The following is a 23083-nucleotide window of genomic DNA, read 5'->3' as shown; positions in this document are numbered from 1 at the left end:
GGGTTCCTCTCCTACGCCTGCGAGGTGAGCTGTCGGGTTCGGGCGGGAGAGTGCCCGGCCGTGCCCCTGCGGGCATGGCTTCACCCCTAGCCGTCCCGGCGCGATGTCCGGTGCGGCGGCTTACCTGGGTCCCCCACTCCTGCCGTCTTGAGTTCGTCGTCGGATGTGATGCGGGCGGCGGCAGGATTAGGCGTCCACCCGGCAGGCCCGGAACGTATGCGAGAGCACATGTCGGGAACAAGTGCGAGCATCACGGAAGGCGCCGTTTGATCTTTCGATGGGGCTTTTGGGGTGCTTGATCCTTTGCTGTCGCCAAGGGTCAACTCGGCGGCGGGGGAAGGGGAAAGGTGGGTGGTGGCGGACGGCGGGGGTACCGGATCGCGCGTGACTCACTTCACTGGGGATTGCCTGTGAACGCATTTTTCGCCAAGGGGAATTAGCTCGGCATTTGCGGCAAATCGGACGTCGGGGCGGGCAGGATGGTCCACGTGGCGAGGCGGGGCCCGGGGGCCGGGCCGAGGAGTGGATCGGTACGTCCGGGAAAACAGAAGAATGTCCGTTGTTATCAACCGATCAAAAGCACTCCGCTCCCGACCCCGTACCGCCCTGCCCGTAACCCCGGGCGCTGGCGGTGATCGAAACGTGACCGGATACGCTGACTTGAGTGATGGCAGCGACCTATCGACATTCCGTGTAACCGCCAGTGGACACCAGCAGACAGGAGACCCCTCGTGACCGTCGTCGGGCCGTTCGGGCTGAGCGTGCGGGACCAGGCTCTGGAAGCCGATGTCCAGGCCGGGATGACGGCTGTCGAGGAAGGGCTGCTCGAGGCCACCAAGAGTGAGGTCCCCTTCATCACGGGAGCCGCCCAGCACCTGGTGCGGGCCGGCGGCAAGCGGTTCCGCCCGCTGCTCGTGATGCTCGCCGCCCAGTTCGGCGACCCCTACGCGCCCGGTGTCGTGCCCTCGGCCGTGGTGGTGGAGCTCACCCACCTGGCCACGCTGTACCACGACGACGTGATGGACGAGGCCGATGTGCGGCGCGGCGTCGCCAGCGCGAACGCCCGCTGGGGCAACTCCGTCGCGGTCCTCACCGGCGACTTCCTCTTCGCGCGGGCCTCGCACATCCTGGCCGACCTCGGCCCGGAGGCCGTGCGGGTGCAGGCCGAGGCGTTCGAGCGGCTGGTCACCGGGCAGATCCTGGAGACCGCGGGACCGCAGGACGGCCGCGACCCGGTCGACCACTACCTGGACGTGCTCGGCGGCAAGACCGGCTCGCTGGTCGCCGTCGCCTGCCGGTTCGGCGCGATGATGTCGGGCGCCGACGAGACGGTCGTGGACGTGCTGACCCAGTACGGCGAGCGGCTCGGAGTCGCCTTCCAGCTCGCCGACGACGTCCTGGACATCGCCTCCGACTCCCACGAGTCCGGCAAGACCCCCGGCACCGACCTGCGCGAGGGCATCGCCACCCTGCCCGTGCTGCGGCTGCGCGAACGGGCGGCCCGGCTGGGTCTCGCCGACGACATCGCCCTGTGCGAACTGCTCGACTCCGACCTCACCGACGACGCCCGGCACGCCGAGGCGCTGCGGCTGCTGCGCGCCCACCCCGCGCTGGAGCAGGCCCGCCGGGACACCGTGCGCTACGCCGAGGAGGCGCGCGCGGCACTCGCCCCGCTGCGGGAGTGCGAGGCGAGGACGGCACTCGTGCAGCTGTGCGACGCGGTGGTGCACCGCGCGGGCTGAGCCGGCCCGAACTCTCCCCCGACCCCTACGGGGCGGGGGAGGGAACCGCCCTCCGTGTCATACCCCAGCAGTACGTGGAGTTGCGTCCGGGGGCTGACGAATCCGCCTGCCAGATTTGGTCAGATGGACCACGACGGACAACACCACTCCTCACCGATTCGGGTGAGAATGGCGGCTCAGGGTGAAACTGGTGCGAGGTCACGAGACGAAAAGCCGCCGCCGACCACGGAGGTAGGGCACACATGGCACCGTACGAATCCGACGACATGACGACCGCGCGGGAGGCCGACGAGCCGCGCGCGGGGCGGCGCAGGGCCGCGCGGTACGTCGTCCCGGTCACGGTGATGGGAGTGGCGGCCGCGACCATCGGGCTCGTCCCCGCGATCGCCAGCTCCGGCGACCCCGACCTGCCGGAGATCACCGCCGCGCAGCTCATAGAGAAGATCGCGAAGTCGGACGTCGAGCGGTTGTCCGGCACCGTGAAGATCACCACGGACCTCGGTCTGCCGGACCTCGGCGGCCTGGAGGACAGTCTCATGTCCGGCGCCGCGGGGCAGGGCGAGGACGGCGGCTCCTCGGCCGACCCGTCCGCCAAGCTCGCTGAACTGGCCTCCGGCACGCACACCCTGCGGATCGCGGCCGACGGCCCCGACCGGCAGAAGGTGTCGCTCCTGGAGAACGCCGCCGAGTACAGCCTGATCCACAACGGCAAGGACGTCTGGGGCTACGACAGCGGCTCCAACGAGGTCTACCACGGCACCGTCGACGCCTCCGGCGAGAACCGGGAACAGCAGCCCCCGGCCACCCCGAAGGACTTCGCCGAGGAGGCGCTGAAGTCGGTCGACGACACCACGTCCGTGACCGTCGACGGCACCGCCCAGGTGGCCGGCCGGGACGCGTACAAGCTGGTCGTCAAGCCCAGGCAGTCCGGCTCCACGGTCGGCGCGATCAGCATCGCCGTCGACCACAGGACGGGCATGCCGCTGAAGTTCACGCTCACCCCGTCCAGCGGCGGCGCGGCCGTCGTGGACGTGGGCTTCACCCAGGTGAGCTTCGGCAAGCCGGCCGCCTCGACGTTCGACTTCACCCCGCCCAAGGGCGCCAAGGTGACCGAGGACGGCGAACTCGAGCAGGGCGGGAAGCACTCCGGGAAGCCGGAGAACGCCCCGAAGTCCGAGGAGGGCCTGGCCAAGGGCCTCGACGGGCTGAAGACGCTCGGTGAGGGCTGGAACTCCATCGCCACGTTCGACACCGGCGGCGAGGGCGGCCTGCCCACCGGCGAGGAGGCCGGCGGTGACCTCGGCGGCTTCCTCGGTTCCCTCGGCGACCAGGTCAAGGGCGACTTCGGCACCGGCACGGTGTTCAGCACCCGCCTGGTGAACGCCCTGATCACCGAGGACGGCAAGGTCTACGTGGGCACGGTCACCAAGGACGCGCTCGTGAAGGCCGCCGACGCGGGGAAGTAGTAAGGCGGCCCGGGACCTTACGACGTGACAGGGAACGAGGGAGCCGATGGGTGAGGCGTCCGCCGGCGAGCACGCGGGTGAGGGAGTCATCACCACCCGCGCGCTCACCAAGCGCTACCGCGGCGGACAGCTCGCCGTCGACGGTCTGCACCTGACCGTCCCGGCGGGCAGCGTCTTCGGCTTCCTCGGCCCCAACGGCTCCGGCAAGACCACCACCATCCGCATGCTGATGGGCCTGATCGAGCCGACCTCCGGCACGGCGCACGTCCTGGGACGTCCCATGCCGCGCTCCGCGCGCGCCGTGCTGCCCCACGTCGGCGCCCTCATCGAGGGCCCGGCCCTGTACGGCTTCCTCTCCGGCCGTGACAACCTGCTGCGCTACGACGCCGCCGACCCGACCGCCGACCCGCGCACCCGGCGCGCCCGCGTCGCCGCCGCCCTGGACCGGGTGGGCCTCACGGCAGCCGCCGGCAAGAAGGCGAAGGCGTACTCCCTCGGCATGAAGCAGCGCCTCGGCCTCGCGGCCGCCCTGCTCCAGCCGCGCCGGCTGCTCGTCCTGGACGAGCCCACCAACGGCCTCGACCCGCAGGGCATGCGGGAGATCCGCACCCTCGTGCGCGAACTGGCCTCGGACGGCACCACCGTCTTCCTCTCCTCCCACCTCCTCGACGAGATCGAGCAGGTGTGCACCCACGCCGCCGTGATGGCGCGGGGCCGGCTGATCACCCAGGGACCGGTCGCCGACCTGGCCGCGGGCGCCCGGGGCCGGCTGGCGGTGACCACCCCCGACCCGGCGGACGCCGCCCGGGTGCTCAAGGAGCAGGGGGTCGCCGATGTCGTCGTGGACGGGGAGCGGGTGACCGGCGAGGTGCCCGGACGCGACCTCGCCGAGGTGAACGCGGCACTGGTGACGGCGGGCGTCCGGGTGCGCGGCTTCGGGGTGGAACGGGCCTCGCTGGAGGACGCGTTCGTGGCGCTGACCGGGGAGGGCTTCGATGTCGCGGGCTGAAGCGGTGCGCGAGGTGAGCCCGCTGTGGACCCTGGGCCTGTTCCGCAGCGAGCTGCTCACCACCTTCCGGCGCTGGCGCACCCTCGCCCTGCTCGGGGTGCTGGCCGCGGTGCCGGTCCTGGTCGGCATCGCCGTACGGATCGAGACCGGTGACGGCTCGTCGGCCGGCGGCGGGGGCGGCGGGGGAGGGCCGGCGTTCATCTCGCAGATCACCAACAACGGCCTGTTCCTCGTCTTCACCGCGCTCGCCGCCACGCTGCCGTTCTTCCTGCCCATGGCGATCGGGGTCGTCGCGGGCGACGCCGTCGCGGGTGAGGCGAACGCCGGCACCCTGCGCTATCTGCTGGTCGCGCCGGCCGGCCGTACCCGCCTGCTGCTCACCAAGTACGCGACGGTCATGACGTTCTGTCTGGTCGCCACCCTCGTGGTCGCCGTGTCGGCGCTGATCACCGGCGCGCTGCTGTTCCCGCTGGGCGACCTCACGACCATCTCGGGCACCCGGATCGGCTTCTCCGAGGGGCTGGCCAGAGCGCTGCTGATCGCCCTGGTCGTCGCCGTGTCACTGATCGGGGTGGCGGCGCTCGGCCTGTTCGTCTCGACGCTGACCAACAGTGGCATCGCGGCGATGGCGACCACCGTCGGGCTGCTGATCACGGTCCAGATCGTCGACCAGATCCCGCAGTTGCACGCCCTGCACCCCTACCTCTTCTCCCACTACTGGCTGTCCTTCGCCGACCTGATGCGCGAACCGGTCTACTGGGACGACCTGACGAAGAACCTCGGCCTCCAGGCCCTCTACGCGGCCGTCTTCGGCTCGGCGGCGTGGGCGCGGTTCACGGCGAAGGACATCACCGCGTAGGGAAATGCGCTGGCACGGGCCGGCCAGGTCGTGTGACGGTTCGGTCCATGGGCAACTCACGGGCGTACCCCGTCCTGCGGACCACCGACGCGGCCGAGGCGTACCGGCAGGCCAAGCGGTTGTGCGCGCTGCTGGAACACATCGAGGACAAGGTATGGCTGTTCGCCGAGATGCGGACGCCCGGGGACGCGCGGCGGATGGCCGAGATCGTCCCCGGGGCCGAGTTCGACTACGAGGACGTCCGCACCGACCCGGCAACCGGTGACTTCCTCTTCTTCGACCTCGACGTGACGCGACTGGACGACGCCGGGCTCCAGGAGCATCTGCCGCTGAGCTTCCTGGAGGACGTCGGACGCGGGGACGTCGAGGAACGGTTCCTGGCCGCCCTGGGCGAGGGAACGGCGGTCATCGAGTGGAGCGGCCGCTGGCCGGACGACCCGGAAACGGACTCGTACGGGTATCCGAAGTACGACGGGGTCCAGGTGGTGTTTCACGGTGACAAGGCCCAGTACGGCGACTGGACCGAGGAGCACACCGTCTTCGTCCACGTGACCAAGTTCGGTGATCTTCCCCGCGCCCGTAAGCTCGCGGCCCACATCGGCGGCGAGGTCTTGGGCGAGGCGCAGCTCGGCTGGTGAGGCGGCGCCGGTGTCAGCCGGCCTCGTACGGGAAGCGGGCGAGGGGCGCCTCCTGGGCGAAGAACGTCTTGGCCCGTGCCAGCGCCTCCGTGTCCTTCAGCACGTCGCCCGGCTTGCTGCCGTTGCCGAGCAGGACCCCGCCGAACCGCATCCCCATGTACGCGGCCGAGTTGTTCAGCGTGCCGACCAGCGGGTCGGCGACCTCCGGTTCCTCGTGCGCGAGTGCGGTGACGCCCCACAGGGTGCGCCCCGCCAGGGTCGCCTTGAAGTCCAGCCCCGGGGTGCGCAGCCAGCCCGACCAGTGGTCCAGGTAGCGCTTGGTCTGGGCGGAGACCGAGTACCAGTACAGCGGTGAGGCGATCACCACGTCGGTCGCGGCGAGGGTGGCGTCCAGGAGGTGGGCCACCGGGCCCTCGGTGGGGCGGACGTGGTCGCTGTCGTGGCGCAGGTCCTGGAAGTCGGGCAGGGGATGGGCGGCGAGGTCGATCCACTGCTGCTCCACGTCCGGGGGCAGTTGTTCGGCGGCCCGGCGGGCCAGCAGTTCGGTGTTGCCGTCGGGGCGGGCGCTGCCCAGGACGAAGAGGAAACGACGAGTCATGACCATCCCCAGATACTCGGCGTGCGTAAATTACAGGCATCTGCATCATATGCGTATGCATCTATATGTCAAAGGGGTGGCATGCCACAGGGGCGGCGCGGCCCCACGGGCCGTTCAGCCGGTGGTGGTGCCCCCGCGCCGTTCCGCCTCCGTCGCCACCGCGAGCAGCAGATCCTCCCGCCCGTGCGGTGCCACCAGTTGGAGCCCCGCCGGGCAGCCGTCGGCGCCGAACCCGGCCGGGAGGCTCAGCGCGGGGTGCCCGCTGACGTTGAACGCCCAGGTGAGGGCGGTCGAGTAGACCTCGCCGGGGCCGTCGTGACCGTGCGGTGCGGTGGGCGCCGTGGGGGTGAGCAGCAGGCCGGCACGGGCGAAGAGGGCGTTCAGGCGCCGGTCGTTCTCCGCCCGGATCCGGTGGGCGTCGGCGGGGTCGGCACCGGGGGTGCGCAGGGCGAGCCAGGCCGGGGCGGGATCGAGGAGCCGCGCCGGCGGCGAGGGGCGTACGAGCCGTACGAGCCCGGTGTCGACCAGTCGGCCGGCCGCCGTACGGGCCAGGGCGACGGGTTCCGGGTCGGGGCAGGCGAAGCCGAGGTCGGGGGACCAACAGGCGGCGATGGGGAAGGGCGCAGGGGTCCCGGGCGCGACAGGGAAGGGCGCAGAGGTCCCGGGCGCGACGGGGAGGGGCGCAGAGGTCCCGGGCGCGACGGGGAAGGCCGCAGGGGTCCCGGCCGCGACGGGCCGCCCCGACATCACCCGCCACCAGGCCGCCGCGTCCGAGGCCGTGCGGGTGAGGACCCCGGGCGCCGCGAGGCCCGTACGGTCGGCCGAGGGGAGACGGCCGTTCGTGACCTTCAGTCCGACGGTCCCGCACCACGCCGCCGGGATCCGCACCGAGCCCGCGCCGTCACCGCCCGTCGCCAACGGCACCAGCCCGGCCGCCACCGCCACCGCCGCCCCGGCCGAGGAACCGCCCGGCGTACGGTCCGCCCGCCACGGATTGACGGTACGGCCGTGCGCCCCGAGCCCCCAGGTCTGCCAGGGTGTTCCCGGACCGGGCACCGACGTGGCGCCCACGGCGACACCACCGGCCGCGAGCAGCGGCTGCGCCGCGCGCAGCCCGTGCCGCCCCTTGACCGCGACCGGCACCCCGGCCAGCGGCAGCCGCTCCCCGGCGGCGACCCGTGCGTCCACCCCGTCCGCCCGCCGCAGCGCCTCCTCGTCCCACACCTCCAGGAACGCGCACAGCTCCGGATCGGCCCGCCCGATCCGCTCCAGCGCCTCCGCGACCACGTCCACGGCCCGCCGTCGCCGTCCGCGCACGGCGGACGCGATCGCCTCGACCGAGGCGGTCGCACGAGGCCCGTACTCCTGGCTGTCCGGCACACCCACCCCCTCGAACGGTCCCTGCCCCCACGGTAGATGCCCGAGGGGGCAGCGAGAACGTGGCGCCGGCCGGGCCCGCAGCGGTCCGTGTTCGAAGGCCGCGTGGCCTTCGGTTCAGCGCGTCGCGCCCACCAGGCGGGCCAGCGGCTCCGTCTCACGGGGCGGCCGGCCGGTCAGGTCGCCCAGGCGCCACTCGTTCACCCAGGGCACGCGGTACACGTCGATCACCGACTCGATGAGCCGGATCCGGTGGGTGAGGGGGCGCGGCAGCCGCCCCGGCGCGTCCGCCACCAGGACCACGGCGTCCAGGCCGAGCCCGTGCGGCGCCTCGCCGCGCCGGACCGTGTCCACCACCGGGAGCACGGCGTCCAGACCGGCCGCGTGGGTCCGGGCGACGAGCAGCACCGACGGCGGGCCGTCGGAGCCGGGCCAGGCACGTCCGCTGTCATGACCGCCGTAGACCGCGGCGAGCGTGGAGACGCCCGCGCCGCCGTGCAGGCCGACCCAGGAGAAGCGCCGCGCCGCCGCCCGCGCGAGGGCGGGCTCCGGCGGGGCCGCCTCCGGCACCGTCACCGGCCCTCGGATCCAGATCTCCGGTCCCTGTCCCATGTCCCTCTCCTGCTCGCCGCCTCGATCTTCATGCCGCCGGGCGGACGGGAAACCCGCGCGGGCGGCCGTTGGGACGAGCCTGTGACAACGCGGTGACGTGAGAAGCGCGGGCGAGCGGACAGACTCGGCGGTAGGTGTACGACCCGAATGAGGGAACGATGTCTCGACTCAGCCGCGAGAAGAAGCGGGAACAGCAGCAGGCCGCACATGCGGCGAACCTTGCGGCAGCACCGATCGACGTCCATGTCCCCGTCGGCGGGGCGGACACGCGCGGGGCGTCGGTCGGCGGGGTGACGGTGATCGCCGGGCCCGGCGAGGAGATCCAGCAGGCGGTGCTGAACCGCCTCCACCGCATCGCCCTCGCCTCCGGTCACGCCGTCCTCGCCACCGTGCACGACGAGCGCATCGGCTGCGTCGTCCCGCTCCGCGTCGACCCGGACGGCTCCAGCCACTTCACGGCGCAGCCGGTCCTGACGGCACCGGCGCGGGAGCCCGACACGGACCGGCCGACGCACCTGCTGCGCCCCGCACCCGGACCGGCGCCGGAAGGGACGTCCGGACCGGATCCCGTACGGGACGCCACCCCCACCTTCAAGCTGCGCCCCGTGCCCGAGCCGGAGGCTCCCCGGGACGCCGTCCCGACGTTCGAACTGCGGGCCGTACCCGGGGCGGCGGAGGTCACGCCGCCCGGCACGGTCGCGCCCCCGACGGGCGAGTTCGGCCCGCCCCCGTCCATGGGCGCGAGGCCGCACCCCGACCCCGGAGCCGGCCGGCCCCGGGCGCACGGGACCGGACCGTCCCCCGAGCCCGTGCCCGTGCTGGATCCCGATCCCAAGCCCACCCCGCCCCGCGGTTTCGACGCCGTGGCGGAGGCGGTGCTCGGTGACGAACCCCCCGCCGCCGGGGAGAGCCTGCTCGCCGAACCCATGGCCCGGGTCAACGACGCCGTCCGGACGGGCCGGATCGACACGGCGGCCCGGCTGGCCGAGGAGACCGTCGCGGAGGCCTCGGACACTTTGGGCCCGGAGCACCCGGAGGTGCTGCGGCTGCGCGAACTCGCCGCGTACATCGCCTACCTGGCCGGTGAACCGCTGCGCGCCTTCCGGATCTCCCTCGACCTCGCCGTGATCTGCCGCCGCACGGGGGACGCGGAGGCCGCCTACGGCAACGTCCGCAGCGCGGCGACCGCATGGCGCGCGGTGCGCGACCCGCTGCTCGGACTGGAGCTCGGGCACGAGCTGATCGCCCTGTGGACCGAGCTCACCACCGAGGACGGGCCCGCCGCCGACGAGATCGAGGAACTGGAGTCCGCCCGCGCCCGCATGGGCCGGCTGACCGGACGCGCCCGCGCCCAGCGGTCCTGAGGAGCCTCTGTCGCAGGGGGCCTCGGGGACCCCGGAGGAAATCGGGCGGAACCCCTAATGCAGGCAGAATTCATTGCCCTCCGGGTCGGCCATCACCAGCCACCCTCCGGAAGGCTCCTCCACCCGCCGCAGCACCCGCGCGCCGAGCCCCTCCAGCCGCGCGAGCTCCTCCTCGCGGCGTCCCGCACCGGGGTGCAGATCGAGGTGGAGCCGGTTCTTGACCGTCTTCTCCTCCGGTACGCGCTGGAACAGCAGCCGCCGTCCACGGCCGGTGCCGCTCTCCTCCTCGTACGGGTCGTCGGGGTGCCGTACCGCGGCCAGGTCGCGCCAGGCCCGGCGGTCATGGGACTCGACGGTCAGCTCGGCCGGGACGGCGCCCGCGGCCAGCAGTTTCTCGATGAGCGCGCTGTTGTCCTCCACCACGTACCGGAGGGCGGCGGCCCAGAAGCCGGCCTGCGCGTGCGGGTCGGCCGCGTCGATGACGACCTTCCAGTGCACGGGAGTGGCCGGTGTCGGTGTCTGCGTCATGCCTCCAGTTATAAGACCGGGCTCTGACAACGCCCGTTCTACGGTTTGGCCTCCAGCGTGCCCGCCTCGGCCGCGGCGGGCACGCTCCCGGCGGTCGGAGCCGCGCCCGTCACGTCGGCCGGGACGCCGCCCGCGCGCACGCCGGTCCTCCCGGCGAGCGCGCGGGCGGCCCGGCGGGCGGTGCGCAGCGCGTCCCAGGTGAGGAGGACGAGCGCCAGCCACACCAGCGCGAAACCGGCCCAGCGCTCGGGCGGCATGGCCTCCTTGAAGTAGAGGACCCCGAGCAGGAACTGGAAGACCGGTGCCAGGTACTGCAGCAGGCCCAGCGTGGACAGCGGCACGCGGATCGCTGCGGCGCCGAAGCAGACCAGGGGGAGCGCGGTGACGATCCCGGTCGCGGCGAGCAGCGCGGCGTGCCCGGCCCCTTCCGCGGCGAACGTGGAATCGCCCCGGGCGCTCAGCCACAGCAGGTAGCCGAGGGCGGGCAGGAACTGGATCGCGGTCTCGGCGGCCAGCGACTCGACGCCGCCGAGGTTGACCTTCTTCTTCACCAGTCCGTACGTGGCGAAGGAGAAGGCGAGACAGAGCGAGATCCACGGCGGCCGGCCGTAACCGACGGTGAGGACGAGGACCGCCGCGGCGCCCACCCCGACCGCAGCCCACTGTGCGGGCCGCAGGCGCTCCTTCAGCAGCAGCACGCCCATCGCGATGGTGACCAGCGGGTTGATGAAGTAGCCGAGGGACGCCTCGACGACGTGCCCGGAGTTCACGGACCAGATGTAGACGCCCCAGTTCACGGTGATGACCGCCGCGGCGACCGTGATCAGCGCCAGCCTGCGCGGCTGTCGCAGCAGCTCGCCGAGCCAGGCCCAGCGGCGTATGAGGAGCAGGGCGGCGGCCACGAAGAGCAGCGACCAGACCATCCGGTGGGCCAGGATCTCCACCGCCCCGGCGGGCTTGAGCAGGGGCCAGAACAGCGGGACGAGCCCCCACATCCCGTATGCCGCGAAGCCGTTCAGCAGTCCTGTGCGCCGCTCTGCGGCCGGCTTCCCGGTCACGGGCCCCTCCTTCATGTCCGACGCGTGTCCTGATCTCCCGCGATGCCCGCGCACGCGCGCGGTGCTCGCCGGACGACGGTAACGCCGGACACCCCCGCGTGTCATGTCCGTACCGGCATACGGTCATGACGCGCGGGGGTGGCGGGGGCGGCGGCCCTCCGGGTCAGCCCTTGAGGGCGGCGGCGACGGCCTCGGCGAGCGGGGTGGTCGGGCGCCCGGCCAGCCGGGACAGGTCGCCGCTGTCGACCACCAGCTCCCCCTTCTCGATCGAGACGTCCACGCCCGCGAGGACCGCGGCCGTCGGCTCGGGCACCCCGGCGCCGACCAGGATGCCGGTGAGCGCCTCGGGCGCGACCGGGTTGTAGACGATCTCCTTGCCGGTCTGCCGGCTCAGCTCGGCCGCGTACTCGGCGAAGCCCCACGCCTCGTCGCCGCCCAGCTCGTACGTCTTGTTCTCGTGCCCCTCGCCGGTGAGCACGGCGACGGCGGCGGCCGCGTAGTCGGCCCGCGAGGCGGAGGAGACCCGGCCCGCGCCGGCGGCGGCCACGACGGCGTTGTGCGCGAGCACCGGGGCGAGGTTCTCGGTGTAGTTCTCGTGGTACCAGCCGTTGCGCAGCAGCACGTACGGCACGCCCGAGCCCAGCAGCGCCTCCTCGGTGCCGCGGTGGTCGTCGGCGAGCGCGGCGGTCAGGGGGCCGGGCGCGCTGGTGTAGGCGAGCAGGGCGACACCCGCGGCCTTCGCGGCGTCGATGACGACCCGGTGCTGGCCCACCCGGCCCTTGTCGAACTCGTTGCCCGAGATCAGCAGGACCTTGTCGCCGGGCGCGAACAGCCCGTCGAAGGTCTCGGGGGCGTTGTAGTCGGCGACCGCGACCCGCACCCCGCGGCCGGCGAGGTCCGCGGCCTTCTCCGCGCTGCGGACGACGGCGGTGACCTGCTCGGCCGGGACCTTCTCCAGCAGCTGGTCCACGACGTGACGGCCGAGGTGCCCGGTGGCGCCGGTGACGACGATGCTCATGGTTCGGAACTCCTGTGGGGTGCGTGTGCGGGTATGTCCCTCACCCTAGGAGTTACGCTAACTAATGGAAAGTACCCACTTTGAAGTAAGGTACTGGCATGGCGGTAAGTGATGGTGTCCGGTGGACCGACGGCGAGGAGATGTGCCCGCACCGGCTGGTCCTGGAGCATGTGACCAGCCGCTGGGGCGTGCTCGTGCTGATCCAGCTCCTGGAGCGCTCGTACCGCTTCAGCGAACTGCGCCGGGCGATCGGCAGGGTCAGCGAGAAGATGCTCACCCAGACCCTCCAGACCCTGGAGCGCGACGGCCTGGTGCACCGCGACGCCAAACCGGTCATCCCGCCCCGCGTCGACTACTCCCTCACCGGTCTGGGCCGCGAGGCGGCCGAGCAGGTGCGCGACCTGGCGCTGTGGACCGAGAAGCGCATGGCCGACGTCCTCGCCGCCCGGCAGGCGTACGACGAGACCCGGGCGCCGTAGAGAGCACCCGGGCCCCGTCCCGGCCTTCGGCAGGCGTCAGCCCACGACGGTCCAGGTGTCGCCGCCGGTGAGCAGGGCGGCGAGGTCGCCCTTGCCGTGCTGTTCGACGGCGGTGTCGAGCTGGTCGGCCATGAGGGTGTCGTAGACGGGCCGGTCGACGGAGCGGAAGACGCCGATCGGGGTGTTGTGCAGGGTGTCCGGGTCCGCGAGCCGGGACAGCGCGAACGCCGTGGTCGGGGACGCGGCGTGGGCGTCGTGGACGAGGACGTCGGCCTCGTTGTCCGCCGTCACGGTGACGACCCTCAGGTCACCGGTGGCCCGGTCGCGTACGACGCCCTTGGAGCCGTCGGTGCCGAAGCGGACCGGCTGCCCGTGCTCCAGGCGGATCACGGCCTCCTCGGCCTGCTGCCGGTCCTTGAGGACCTCGAAGGCGCCGTCGTTGAAGATGTTGCAGTTCTGGTAGATCTCCACCAGCGCCGTGCCGGGGTGGTCGGCCGCCTGGCGCAGCACCTCGGTGAGGTGCTTGCGGTCGGAGTCGACGGTGCGCGCCACGAAGGACGCTTCCGCGCCGATCGCCAGTGACACCGGGTTGAAGGGCGCGTCCAGCGAACCCATCGGCGTCGACTTGGTGATCTTGCCGATCTCGGAGGTGGGGGAGTACTGGCCCTTGGTCAGACCGTAGATCCGGTTGTTGAACAGCAGGATCTTGAGGTTGACGTTGCGGCGCAGGGCGTGGATGAGGTGGTTGCCGCCGATGGAGAGGGCGTCGCCGTCGCCGGTGACGACCCACACGGACAGGTCGCGCCGCGAGGTGGCCAGGCCGGTGGCGATGGCGGGGGCGCGGCCGTGGATGGAGTGCATCCCGTAGGTGTTCATGTAGTACGGGAAGCGGGAGGAGCAGCCGATGCCGGAGACGAAGACGATGTTCTCCTTCGCCAGGCCGAGCTGGGGCATGAAGCCCTGCACGGCGGCGAGCACGGCATAGTCACCGCAGCCGGGGCACCAGCGCACCTCCTGGTCGGACTTGAAGTCCTTCATCGACTGCCGGCCCTCGGCCTTGGGCACCAGCTGGAGAAGGGCGTTGGTGTCAGTCATCGATGGCCTCCTTCAGCGCCGTGGCGAGCTGCTCCGCCTTGAACGGCATGCCGTTGACCTGGTTGTACGAGCGGGCGTCGACCAGGTACTTCGCCCGGATGAGGGTGGCGAGCTGCCCCAGGTTCATCTCGGGGATCACGACGCGCTCGTAACGGGCGAGCACGTCACCGAGGTTGTGCGGGAACGGGTTGAGGTGGCGCAGGTGGGCCTGTGCGATCCGGCCGCCCTCCTTGCGGATACGGCGCACGGCGGCCGTGATCGGCCCGTAGGTCGACCCCCAGCCCAGTACCAGGGTCTTCGCCCCGTCCGGGTCGTCGACCTCGATGTCGGGGACGTCGATGCCGTCGATCTTCGCCTGCCGGGTGCGGACCATGAAGTCGTGGTTGGCGGGGTCGTAGGAGATGTTGCCCGTGCCGTCCTGCTTCTCGATGCCGCCGATGCGGTGCTCCAGCCCCGCGGTGCCGGGAATGGCCCAGGGGCGGGCCAGGGTCTGCGGGTCCCGCTTGTACGGCCAGAACACCTCGGTGCCGTCGTCCAGCGCGTGGTTCGGTCCCTGCGCGAACCGCACGGTCAGGTCCGGCAGTTCCTGAAGGTCCGGGACGCGCCAGGGCTCGCTGCCGTTGGCGAGGTAGCCGTCGGAGAGGAGGAACACCGGCGTGCGGTAGGTCAGGGCGATCCGGGCCGCCTCCAGGGCGGCGTCGAAGCAGTCGGCCGGGGTGCGGGGCGCGACCACCGGGACCGGCGCCTCGCCGTTGCGGCCGTACATCGCCTGGAGCAGGTCCGCCTGCTCGGTCTTGGTCGGCAGACCGGTGGACGGGCCGCCGCGCTGGATGTCCACGATCAGCAACGGCAGCTCCAGCGACACCGCCAGACCGATCGTCTCGGACTTCAGGGCCACACCGGGACCGGAGGTGGTGGTGACCGCCAGCGAGCCGCCGAAGGCCGCCCCCAGCGCCGCGCCGATGCCGGCGATCTCGTCCTCGGCCTGGAAGGTCCGCACACCGAAGTTCTTGTGCCGGCTCAGCTCGTGCAGGATGTCCGAGGCGGGGGTGATCGGGTAGGAGCCGAGGTAGAGCGGCAGGTCCGCCTGGCGGGACGCGGCGATCAGTCCGTAGGACAGGGCCAGGTTCCCGGAGATGTTGCGGTAGACGCCGGGCGGGAACGCCTTCGCCGCCGGGGCCACCTCGTAGGAGACCGCGAAGTCCTCCGTCGTCTCGCCGAAGTTCCACCCCGCCCGGTAGGCGGCGATGTTGGCGGCGGCGATGTCGGGCTTCCTGGCGAACTTCGACCGCAGGAACTTCTCCGTGCCCTCGGTGGGCCGGTGGTACATCCAGCTCAGCAGCCCGAGGGCGAACATGTTCTTGCTGCGTTCGGCCTCCTTGCGGGTGAGGTCGAACTCCTTGAGTGCCTCCACGGTCAGCGTGGTCAGCGGCACCGGGTGCAGGCTGTAGCCGTCCAGCGAGCCGTCCTCCAGCGGGCTGCTCTCGTAGCCGACCTTCTGCATCGCCCGCTTGGTGAACTCGTCCGTGTTGACGATGATCTCCGCGCCGCGCGGCAGGTCGGCGATGTTGGCCTTCAGCGCGGCCGGGTTCATCGCCACCAGGACGTTCGGCGCGTCGCCGGGGGTGAGGATGTCGTGGTCGGCGAAGTGGAGCTGGAAGGACGAGACGCCGGGCAGGGTGCCGGCGGGCGCGCGGATCTCGGCCGGGAAGTTCGGCAGCGTGGAGAGGTCGTTGCCGAAGGACGCGGTCTCCGAGGTGAAACGGTCACCGGTGAGCTGCATACCGTCACCCGAGTCCCCCGCGAACCTGATGATCACTCGGTCGAGCCGGCGCACGTCCTTCGCACCCGCCGCCGCGCGCTGCTCCTCTGCGACTGCTCCGTCGGCCTGCTCCGCTGTGCTGCTGACCTGGCTGGTCACTGAACTGGACCTCCTCGAGGGCGGCTGTCCGGGACGGCCTTCCCGCAGGCCTTCCCCGCATAAACCCTACGTCCGTAAGGGTCGCCTTCCCTGGGTCATTCGCATGTTGGACACGACTTCGAGACGTCCTCGCTCAGGAGTTGAGATAGGTGAGAACGGCCAGCACCCGCCGGTGATCGCCGTCGCTCGGGGACAGCCCCAGCTTCAGGAAGATGTTGCTGACGTGCTTCTCCACGGCACCGTCGCTGACCACCAGCTGCCTGGCGATCGCCGAGTTCGTCCTGCCCTCCGCCATCAGCCCCAGGACCTCCCGCTCCCGCGGGGTGAGCCCCGCGAGCACGTCCTGCTTGCGGCTGCGCCCCAGCAACTGCGCGACCACCTCGGGATCCAGAGCCGTACCGCCCTGGGCGACGCGCACCACCGCGTCCACGAACTCACGGACCTCGGCCACCCGGTCCTTGAGCAGATAACCGACGCCACGGCTGGAACCGGCGAGCAGCTCCGTGGCGTAGCGCTCCTCCACGTACTGCGACAGCACCAGCACGCCGACGCCCGGATGCGTCTTGCGGAGCTGCACCGCGGCCCGCACCCCCTCGTCCGTGTGCGTCGGCGGCATCCGCACATCGGCCACCACGACGTCCGGGAGCTGGTTCTCCCCGTCCAGCTCGGCGATGGTCTTGATCAACGCGTCACCGTCACCGACACCGGCCACGACCTCGTGCCCACGGTCGGTCAGCAGCCGGGTCAGGCCCTCCCGCAGCAGCACCGAATCCTCGGCGATGACCACCCGCACCCTGTCCTCCACGTCCCTCGGCCCCCATGCCCCTGATCCGGGCCCGCCCTCGTGGCGGCCCGGTCGTCAGGTCCAGCATTCCAGCATCCGGTGGGGGATGGGGCAGGGCAACGCGATCGGGGGTGCCGTCGAGGCGGGTGGGTACGAGTCCGCGGCTCGCGCCCACCCGCCGGTTCCGCCGGTTCCGGCTGCGGAGCCGGCCTGCCGGTCTCAGCCCGGTCTCAGTCCGTTCTCATCGTGCCCGCTCCGCCCGCCACGGCAGTTCGGCGGTCACCCGCGTCGGGCCGCCCGCGGGGGAGTCCACCACCAGGATCCCGTCCACCGCGTCCAGCCGCTCCGCCAGCCCGGCCAGTCCGGAACCCTCGGACACCTCGGCACCGCCCACGCCGTTGTCCACGACCTGGAGCATCAGCCGGTTCTCCGACCGCCACACCTCCACGGCCGCCCAGGTCGCCCGCGAGTGCTTGCTGATGTTCTGCAGCAGCTCCGAGACGGTGAAGTAGGCGATGCCCTCGATGGCCGGCGCGGGCCGCTCCGTCAGGTCCACCTCCACCCGCACCGGCACCGTGCACCGCGAGGCGACCGAGGACAGCGCGGCGTCCAGCCCCCGGTCGGTCAGGACCGCGGGGTGGATGCCGCGGGCCAGGTCCCGCAACTCCTGCAGCGCCGTCTTCACCTCACCGTGCGCCTCGTCCACCATCCGCGCCGCGACCCGCGGATCCTCCCGCAGCTTCTCCTTCGCCAGCCCCAGATCCATGGCCAGAGCCACCAGCCGGGCCTGCGCCCCGTCGTGCAGATCCCGCTCGATGCGCCGCAGGTCCGCCGCCGCCGTGTCCACCACGACCCCGCGGTCCGACTCCAGCTCCACCACCCGCGTGGCCAGCCGCGACGGCCCGAGCAGCCCGTGCACCATCACCCGGTCCACCATCGTCAGCGCCCGCACGATCCACGGCGTGGCGAGGGTGAACAGCAGACCCACTCCCGCGGTCACCGTGATCTCGAACGGGTTGTCCAGGTAGATCCGGTGATGCTCGTCGCCGTACAGCTGTATGCCGTCCTGCCCGGCGTACATCGGGAAGACCCAGAACCACAGCGGATACGTCAGCAGAGACCAGCCCACCGACCAGACGGTCACGGCGACGACGAAGGAGAGCACCGCCCACGGCAGTTGCAGCACCGCGTACAGCAGGGCCCGCCAGGAGGTGCCGCTCTTGAGCACGGCCCCGATCCACGCCATGAACCCCTGCCGCTTCATCCGCAGCGGCTCCGGCTCGGCCACCTCCAGACCCAGCAGCCCCCGCGCCCGCGCCCGCTCCACCGCCCCGAACCCGCGGCAGCCGGCGAGCGCCGCCGCCAGCACCGGGACGCCGAGGAACGTCACCAGCAGGCCCGCCCCCAGCGACACCATCGTGATCGCGTAGGTGAACAGCAGAACGCTGATCGGCAGGCTCAGCAGCACATACCCCAGCTCGCGCCAGGTGCGTCCCTCGACCGGCGCCCGCAGCGCGGCCGGCAGCCGGTGCCGCCGTCCCTCGGCGTGTCCGGGGTACCCGGACTCCGTGGGGAGCCCGTAGCCCTGTCCGTACTCCGTGCTCATCGGCGTCGTCCTTCTCCTCGTCCGGCGGCTGTGCTGTCGTACCTCCAGACTGCTCCGCCGCAGGTCGGCGGACCATGGAGTCCGTCGCAGTCTTGAGCGGGGGGTTTTCCCTACCCCCGGCCGCGGACGGACGCCTCCTTGGACGCCCTCTTGGTCCTGCCCGGCTCCTCTGCCAGGGCACCGGAACGGTCCCGCCACGGCAGCTCGGCCGTCACCGTCGTCGGACCGCCCTCCGGCGACTCCACGACGAACAGGCCGTCCACCGCGTTCAGCCGGTCGGCGAGACCCCGCATGCCCGTCCCGCCGTCCAGGCTCGCGCCCCCGCACCCGTCGTCCCACACCTGTATGAGCAGCCGGCCCTCCGACCGCCACACCTCCACCGCGGCGGACCGGGCCCGGCTGTGCTTGCTGACGTTCTGCAGCAGCTCCGAGACGGTGAAGTAGGCGATGCCCTCGATGGCGGCGGCCGGCCGCTCGTCCAGGTCGACCGTCACCCTCACCGGCACCGTGCAGCGCGAGGCGACCGAGGACAGCGCCGCGTCCAGACCCCGGTCGGTCAGGACCGCGGGATGGATGCCCCGGGCGAGATCCCTCAGCTCCTGCAACGCCAGCTTCACCTCGCCGTGCGCCTCGTCGACCATCGACGCCGCGGCGTCGGGATCCTCCAGCAGCTTCTCCTTGGCCAGGCCCAGCCCCATCGCCAGATTGACCAGCCGGGCCTGCGCCCCGTCGTGCAGATCGCGCTCGATGCGCCGGAGGTCCGCCGCCGCCGTGTCCACCACGACCCCGCGGTCCGACTCCAGCTCGGCGATGCGCCGCTCCAGCTCGTCGGAGGGCGACAGCAGACCGCGCACCATCGCCCGGTCGGCGTTGGCCAGGCCCCGCACGACGAACGGCAGCACCGGCCACAGCACGAACAGACCGGCCAGCGTGACGGTGAAGGTGAGGACGCCCCACGGCAGCCGTATGAGCTCGTACAGGACGGTGCGCCAGCCCACCGGGTCCTTGACCGCCATCCACAGCCGCGGCCAGACCCCGTCGGGACCGCGCATCGGCAGCCGGCTCGGCTCCTCCACCCGTACCCCGAGCAGCTTCCTGGCCCGCGCCCGCTCCATCCTGCCCAGCAGCCGGGAGCCCATCAGCCCGAGCGCGAGCAGCGGGAACCCGATCACCGTGACGGTCAGCCCGACACCGGTGAACACCATGGTCACCGTGTAGACGAAGCCGGCCAGCGACACCGGCAGGTTCGCCAGGAGGTGGGCGATCTCCTTCCAGGTGTGCGCGTCGTACGCGAAACGGGCCGGTGGCGGGCGGTCGCCGCGCTCGGCCGGCTCCGGGAGTGCCGTCACGGACGTGCCCGGATTCGGGAATGGTTCGGTCATGGGCACAAGCGTGCCCGGAGCCGGGGGCCCGCGCCATGAGGTGGACCGCCAGAACGCACTGAGGAAAACCCCACCCCCGCATGCCGAGCGGTGACGGGCTGCTTACGGTGCATTTATCAGGGCCTAGACTCCCGTGCGTACAGATCGTCGGACCGTGACGTTCACCGGCACGGATCACGGGCACGGCACAGGCATGGGCCAGGGCGCCGATCAAGGGAGTGAGGGGCGGACGTGCGGGAAACGACCGTCGTCGCGGCGGACTACTTCCAGTCCTACTCGGTCGTCGGACTGCTCGCCGTCGTCGGCCTGCTGTTCGTCGCCGTCGCCTTCGGGGCGGGACGCCTGCTGCGGCCGGTGGTCCCCACACCGGAGAAACTCCTGACGTACGAGTGCGGGGTCGACCCCGTCGGCGAGGGCTGGGCCCACACCCAGGTCCGCTACTACGTCTACGCCTTCCTCTACGTGATCTTCGCCGTCGACTCGATCTTCCTCTTCCCCTGGGCGACCGTCTTCGCCGCCGACGGCTACGGCGCGACCACCCTCGTGGAGATGTTCATCTTCCTCGGCTTCCTCGCCGTGGGACTGCTGTACGCATACAAGAAGGGCGTCCTGACATGGACGTGAACCCTGCCGCCCCCGAGCCCGTCCTGCTTCCGGAACCGAAGAGGCTCGGCGCGCTCGCCCGGCTGGCACCCGAGCCGATGAAGGTGGTCCTCAACTGGGGCCGCCGCTACTCACTGTGGGTCTTCAACTTCGGTCTCGCCTGCTGCGCGATCGAGTTCATCGCCGCGTCGATGGCCCGCCACGACTTCATCCGCCTCGGCGTCATCCCCTTCGCGCCGGGGCCGCGCCAGGCCGACCTGATGGTCGTCTCCGGCACGGTCACGGACAAGATGGCGCCCGCGGTGAAGCGCCTGTACGAGCAGATGCCCGAGCCCAAGTACGTCATCTCCTTCGGCGCGTGCAGCAACTGCGGCGGCCCGTACTGGGACTCCTACTCCGTCACCAAGGGCGTGGACCAGATCATTCCGGTCGACGTCTACGTCCCCGGCTGCCCACCCCGGCCCGAGGCGCTGCTCCAGGGGATCCTGAAACTCCAGGAGAAGATCGCACGGGAGTCGCTGGGGGAGCGGTACGGGTCCGCCACCGGCGGGGGGCGGCCCTCGGCGGCGGCGCTGCGGAGCGGGCTGGTCCGGCCTCCGGCGCCGTCCGGTGAGGGGGAGGGCCGATGACCGCGGTCGGCTGGCTCCCCGCCGGCGCCGAGGAGCTGTTCGGCACGGAGGCCACGGCGGAGGAGTCGTACGGCGTCCTGACCGTCGACGTACCGCCCGCCTCCTGGATCACCGCGCTGGAAACCGCGCGCGACCGGGTCGGCTGCACCTTCTTCGACTGGCTGAGCGCGGTCGACGAACCCGGCACCGGGTTCCGTGTCATGGCGCACGTCGCCGCCCTGGCCCCGGTACGGCGCCTGCTGCTGCGCACCACGGTGCCGCACGAGGCCCCCACGCTGCCCTCCGCCGTGGACGTCTACGCGGGTGCCGCGTGGCACGAACGCGAGACGCACGAGATGTTCGGCGTCGACTTCACGGGCCACCCGGGCCTGGACCACCTGCTCCTGCCGGACGGTTTCGAGGGCCATCCGCTGCGCAAGGACTTCGTCCTCGCGGCCCGGGTCGCCAAGGCATGGCCCGGCGCCAAGGAACCCGGGGAGTCCGAGCACGGCGGCCCCAAGCGCCGCCAGATGCTTCCCCCCGGCGTCCCCGACCCCAACGAATGGGGCCCCCTCAAGGGCCAGCTCCCCCCGGCCCCGGCCCGCCCGGCCCGAGGCACGGGCAGAACGGCGGCAGGCACGGCACGAGCGGCAGGAGACCGCCCCCTCCGCACCCGCACGGCGACGGAGGGCTCCGCGAGCCAGTCGGCCGCCCCGGAAGCCCCGGAAGCCCCCGCCCAGCCCACGACCCGGCCGCGTCGCGCCCGTACGGCTGCGGAGGGTTCGGCGAGCCAGTCGGCCGTCGAGTCCTCCGCCCAGCCCCGCCGCACCCGCACGGCTGCGGAGGGTTCCGCTAGCCAGGCCGCGGAGGCGCAGCCCGAACCGACCGTTCCGACCGCCGCCCCCGCACGACGTGCGCGGAGCGCGAGCGAAGGGTCGGCGTCGCAGCGTTCCGGCCCTCCCGCGGCCGGCGGCCCCCGCAGGGCGCGCACCGCGTCCGAGGGGTCCGCGAGCCGGCGCGCCGCCTCGAAGGCCCCGGAACCGTCCGACGAGCCCGCGGCAACGGGCGACGCGTCCGCCCCCGCGCCCACCGAGGACCGCCGGGACCGAAGGCCTCCTGCCGCTCCCCGCAGCCCGGACGCCCCCTGGCACCACGCCCAGCCTGCCTTCGCCCAACCCGAGCCGGAGGCGGAGCCCGACGCCGGCCCGGCCCGCGAGGCCCGGGGGAACGCGGCTCCGGACACCGGCTCGGAGCCCGAAGCCGGCACCGGGCCCGACGCCGATGCCGACACGGCCCCCGGGCCCCGCGCGGAGACCGAGGACGACCCCGAGACCCCCACCCCCGAAGACCCCTCAGGAGGCCCGCGGTGAACGACGTGCCCGACGTCGCCCTGCGACTCCTGGTCGTGTTCGTCGTCTTCCTCACCTTCCCCCTGATCGTGGGACAGACCGAACACAAGGTGATGGCCCACATGCAGGGCCGCCTCGGCCCGATGTACGCCGGTGGCTTCCACGGCTGGGCCCAGCTCATCGCCGACGGCGTGAAGTTCGCGCAGAAGGAGGACGTGGTCCCGGCCGGCGCGGACCGGCGCATCTTCCAGCTCGCCCCCGCCGTCGCCCTCCTGCCGTACCTCCTGGTCCTGCTGGCCGTCCCGATCGGCCCGGGCGAGGGCGCGGTCGGCCAGGTGATCGACGCGGGCGTCTTCTTCGTCCTCGCCGTCATGGGCGTGGGCGTCCTCGGCTCGCTCATGGCCGGCTGGGCCTCCGCCAACAAGTTCTCCCTCCTCGGCGGCCTGCGCACCGCCGCCCAACTCCTCGCCTACGAACTCCCGATGCTGCTCACCGCCGCCTCGGTGGCGATGGCGGCCGGCACCGTCTCCCTCGTCGGCATCCTCGACGCGTTCGAGTGGTGGTGGCTGCCCTGGCAGATCACCGGCGCGCTCGTCTTCTTCGTCGCCGGCCTCGCCGAACTCCAGCGCCCGCCCTTCGACATGCCGGTCGCCGACTCGGAGATCATCTTCGGCGCGTACACCGAGTACACCGGCCTGCGCTTCGCCCTGTTCCTCCTCGCCGAGTACGCCGGGATCGTCGTCCTGTGCGGCCTGACCACCGTCCTGTTCCTGGGCGGCTGGCACGGCCCCTGGGGCGCCGACGGACTCGGCTGGGTCTGGACCCTGCTGAAGACCGCGGTCCTCGCCTTCGTCGTCATCTGGCTCCGTGTCACCTACCCCCGGCTGCGCGAGGACCAGCTTCAGAAGCTCTCCTGGACCCTCCTCGTCCCCCTCTCCCTCGCCCAGATCGCCCTCACCGGCATCGTGAAGGTGGTGATCCGGTAAC

Annotated in this window: 22 protein-coding genes and 1 riboswitch; of the genes, 11 read left to right on the top strand and 11 right to left on the bottom strand. The window is 72.2% G+C overall.

What is annotated here, in order from left to right:
- Window position 1: 1 nt before the first annotated feature.
- Window positions 2-169: riboswitch (cyclic di-AMP (ydaO/yuaA leader) on the bottom strand.
- Window positions 170-731: 562 nt separating this feature from the next.
- The 5 genes from ACF1DX_RS08340 to ACF1DX_RS08320 all read left to right on the top strand — a co-directional run bounded on the left by ACF1DX_RS08340 (window position 732) and on the right by ACF1DX_RS08320 (window position 5714).
- Window positions 732-1742 (top strand): polyprenyl synthetase family protein, encoded by a 1011-nt coding sequence (locus tag ACF1DX_RS08340; protein ID WP_391790374.1) that lies wholly within the window; start codon window positions 732-734, stop codon window positions 1740-1742.
- 242 nt (window positions 1743-1984) lie between these two features.
- Window positions 1985-3208, top strand: coding sequence for an outer membrane lipoprotein carrier protein LolA (locus ACF1DX_RS08335; RefSeq protein ID WP_391790373.1), 1224 nt, complete (start codon window positions 1985-1987; stop codon window positions 3206-3208).
- Window positions 3209-3254: 46 nt separating this feature from the next.
- Window positions 3255-4217 carry an ABC transporter ATP-binding protein gene (locus ACF1DX_RS08330; RefSeq protein ID WP_391790372.1) on the top strand — a complete coding sequence of 321 codons (963 nt, stop codon included), beginning with the start codon at window positions 3255-3257 and terminating at the stop codon, window positions 4215-4217.
- The gene (locus ACF1DX_RS08325; protein WP_391790371.1) at window positions 4204-5076 is read left to right on the top strand and encodes an ABC transporter permease; all 873 of its coding nucleotides are present in this window, start codon (window positions 4204-4206) and stop codon (window positions 5074-5076) included. Before ACF1DX_RS08330 ends, ACF1DX_RS08325 begins: the two co-directional genes overlap by 14 nt.
- Window positions 5077-5123: 47 nt before the next feature.
- Complete coding sequence (locus ACF1DX_RS08320) at window positions 5124-5714, top strand: hypothetical protein (protein ID WP_391790370.1); 591 nt, start codon at window positions 5124-5126, stop codon at window positions 5712-5714.
- Between the two features lie 13 nt (window positions 5715-5727).
- Here ACF1DX_RS08320 and ACF1DX_RS08315 read toward each other — a convergent pair whose 3' ends face one another.
- The 3 genes from ACF1DX_RS08315 to ACF1DX_RS08305 all read right to left on the bottom strand — a co-directional run bounded on the left by ACF1DX_RS08315 (window position 5728) and on the right by ACF1DX_RS08305 (window position 8301).
- Window positions 5728-6312 (bottom strand): flavodoxin family protein, encoded by a 585-nt coding sequence (locus ACF1DX_RS08315; protein WP_391790369.1) that lies wholly within the window; start codon window positions 6310-6312, stop codon window positions 5728-5730.
- Window positions 6313-6426: 114 nt separating this feature from the next.
- Window positions 6427-7692 carry an amidase gene (locus ACF1DX_RS08310; protein WP_391790368.1) on the bottom strand — a complete coding sequence of 422 codons (1266 nt, stop codon included), beginning with the start codon at window positions 7690-7692 and terminating at the stop codon, window positions 6427-6429.
- 114 nt (window positions 7693-7806) lie between these two features.
- Window positions 7807-8301 carry a hypothetical protein gene (locus tag ACF1DX_RS08305; RefSeq protein WP_391790367.1) on the bottom strand — a complete coding sequence of 165 codons (495 nt, stop codon included), beginning with the start codon at window positions 8299-8301 and terminating at the stop codon, window positions 7807-7809.
- Window positions 8302-8459: 158 nt separating this feature from the next.
- Between ACF1DX_RS08305 and ACF1DX_RS08300 the strand changes: the two genes are divergently transcribed.
- Window positions 8460-9665, top strand: coding sequence for a tetratricopeptide repeat protein (locus tag ACF1DX_RS08300; RefSeq protein WP_391790366.1), 1206 nt, complete (start codon window positions 8460-8462; stop codon window positions 9663-9665).
- Window positions 9666-9719: 54 nt separating this feature from the next.
- Here ACF1DX_RS08300 and ACF1DX_RS08295 read toward each other — a convergent pair whose 3' ends face one another.
- From ACF1DX_RS08295 to ACF1DX_RS08285, 3 genes are all read right to left on the bottom strand, one after another.
- Window positions 9720-10193, bottom strand: a complete 474-nt coding sequence (locus tag ACF1DX_RS08295; RefSeq protein WP_391790365.1) for a VOC family protein — start codon at window positions 10191-10193, stop codon at window positions 9720-9722.
- A gap of 38 nt (window positions 10194-10231) precedes the next feature.
- A complete protein-coding gene (gene rarD, locus ACF1DX_RS08290; protein WP_391790364.1) occupies window positions 10232-11251 on the bottom strand; it encodes an EamA family transporter RarD in 1020 nt (339 codons plus the stop codon).
- A gap of 163 nt (window positions 11252-11414) precedes the next feature.
- Window positions 11415-12269, bottom strand: coding sequence for an SDR family oxidoreductase (locus tag ACF1DX_RS08285; RefSeq protein ID WP_391790363.1), 855 nt, complete (start codon window positions 12267-12269; stop codon window positions 11415-11417).
- A gap of 98 nt (window positions 12270-12367) precedes the next feature.
- Here ACF1DX_RS08285 and ACF1DX_RS08280 point away from each other — a divergent pair, with 98 nt between their 5' ends.
- Entirely contained in the window at window positions 12368-12748 is a 381-nt protein-coding gene (locus ACF1DX_RS08280) for a winged helix-turn-helix transcriptional regulator (protein WP_391790362.1), read from the top strand.
- A gap of 36 nt (window positions 12749-12784) precedes the next feature.
- On the opposite strand, the gene ACF1DX_RS08275 is transcribed toward ACF1DX_RS08280, so the two are convergent.
- The 5 genes from ACF1DX_RS08275 to ACF1DX_RS08255 all read right to left on the bottom strand — a co-directional run bounded on the left by ACF1DX_RS08275 (window position 12785) and on the right by ACF1DX_RS08255 (window position 19536).
- The gene (locus ACF1DX_RS08275) at window positions 12785-13843 is read right to left on the bottom strand and encodes a 2-oxoacid:ferredoxin oxidoreductase subunit beta (RefSeq protein WP_391790361.1); all 1059 of its coding nucleotides are present in this window, start codon (window positions 13841-13843) and stop codon (window positions 12785-12787) included.
- Window positions 13836-15764 (bottom strand): 2-oxoacid:acceptor oxidoreductase subunit alpha, encoded by a 1929-nt coding sequence (locus ACF1DX_RS08270; RefSeq protein ID WP_391790360.1) that lies wholly within the window; start codon window positions 15762-15764, stop codon window positions 13836-13838. The genes ACF1DX_RS08275 and ACF1DX_RS08270 overlap by 8 nt, the downstream gene beginning before the upstream one ends.
- A 133-nt stretch (window positions 15765-15897) precedes the next feature.
- On the bottom strand, window positions 15898-16557 hold the full coding sequence (locus ACF1DX_RS08265) for a response regulator transcription factor (RefSeq protein ID WP_306298025.1): 660 nt from the start codon (window positions 16555-16557) through the stop codon (window positions 15898-15900).
- Between the two features lie 232 nt (window positions 16558-16789).
- A complete protein-coding gene (locus ACF1DX_RS08260) occupies window positions 16790-18154 on the bottom strand; it encodes a sensor histidine kinase (RefSeq protein ID WP_391790359.1) in 1365 nt (454 codons plus the stop codon).
- A 110-nt stretch (window positions 18155-18264) separates the two neighbouring features.
- The gene (locus ACF1DX_RS08255; protein WP_391790358.1) at window positions 18265-19536 is read right to left on the bottom strand and encodes a sensor histidine kinase; all 1272 of its coding nucleotides are present in this window, start codon (window positions 19534-19536) and stop codon (window positions 18265-18267) included.
- A gap of 231 nt (window positions 19537-19767) precedes the next feature.
- Here ACF1DX_RS08255 and ACF1DX_RS08250 point away from each other — a divergent pair, with 231 nt between their 5' ends.
- The 4 genes from ACF1DX_RS08250 to ACF1DX_RS08235 are packed head-to-tail and all read left to right on the top strand — an operon-like array spanning window position 19768 to window position 23082.
- Window positions 19768-20160 (top strand): NADH-quinone oxidoreductase subunit A, encoded by a 393-nt coding sequence (locus tag ACF1DX_RS08250; protein WP_030860845.1) that lies wholly within the window; start codon window positions 19768-19770, stop codon window positions 20158-20160.
- Window positions 20151-20768 (top strand): NADH-quinone oxidoreductase subunit B, encoded by a 618-nt coding sequence (locus tag ACF1DX_RS08245; protein WP_391790357.1) that lies wholly within the window; start codon window positions 20151-20153, stop codon window positions 20766-20768. The genes ACF1DX_RS08250 and ACF1DX_RS08245 overlap by 10 nt, the downstream gene beginning before the upstream one ends.
- A complete protein-coding gene (locus tag ACF1DX_RS08240) occupies window positions 20765-22117 on the top strand; it encodes an NADH-quinone oxidoreductase subunit C (RefSeq protein WP_391790356.1) in 1353 nt (450 codons plus the stop codon). Before ACF1DX_RS08245 ends, ACF1DX_RS08240 begins: the two co-directional genes overlap by 4 nt.
- Window positions 22114-23082 carry an NADH-quinone oxidoreductase subunit H gene (locus ACF1DX_RS08235; protein WP_391790355.1) on the top strand — a complete coding sequence of 323 codons (969 nt, stop codon included), beginning with the start codon at window positions 22114-22116 and terminating at the stop codon, window positions 23080-23082. The genes ACF1DX_RS08240 and ACF1DX_RS08235 overlap by 4 nt, the downstream gene beginning before the upstream one ends.
- Window position 23083 lies beyond the last annotated feature (1 nt).

The sequence above is a fragment of the Streptomyces sp. NPDC014676 genome, assembly GCF_043084105.1.
Lineage (GTDB): Bacteria > Actinomycetota > Actinomycetes > Streptomycetales > Streptomycetaceae > Streptomyces.
The sequence above is the reverse complement of the archived record's forward strand: the minus strand, read 5'-3'. Positions and strand labels throughout refer to the sequence as shown.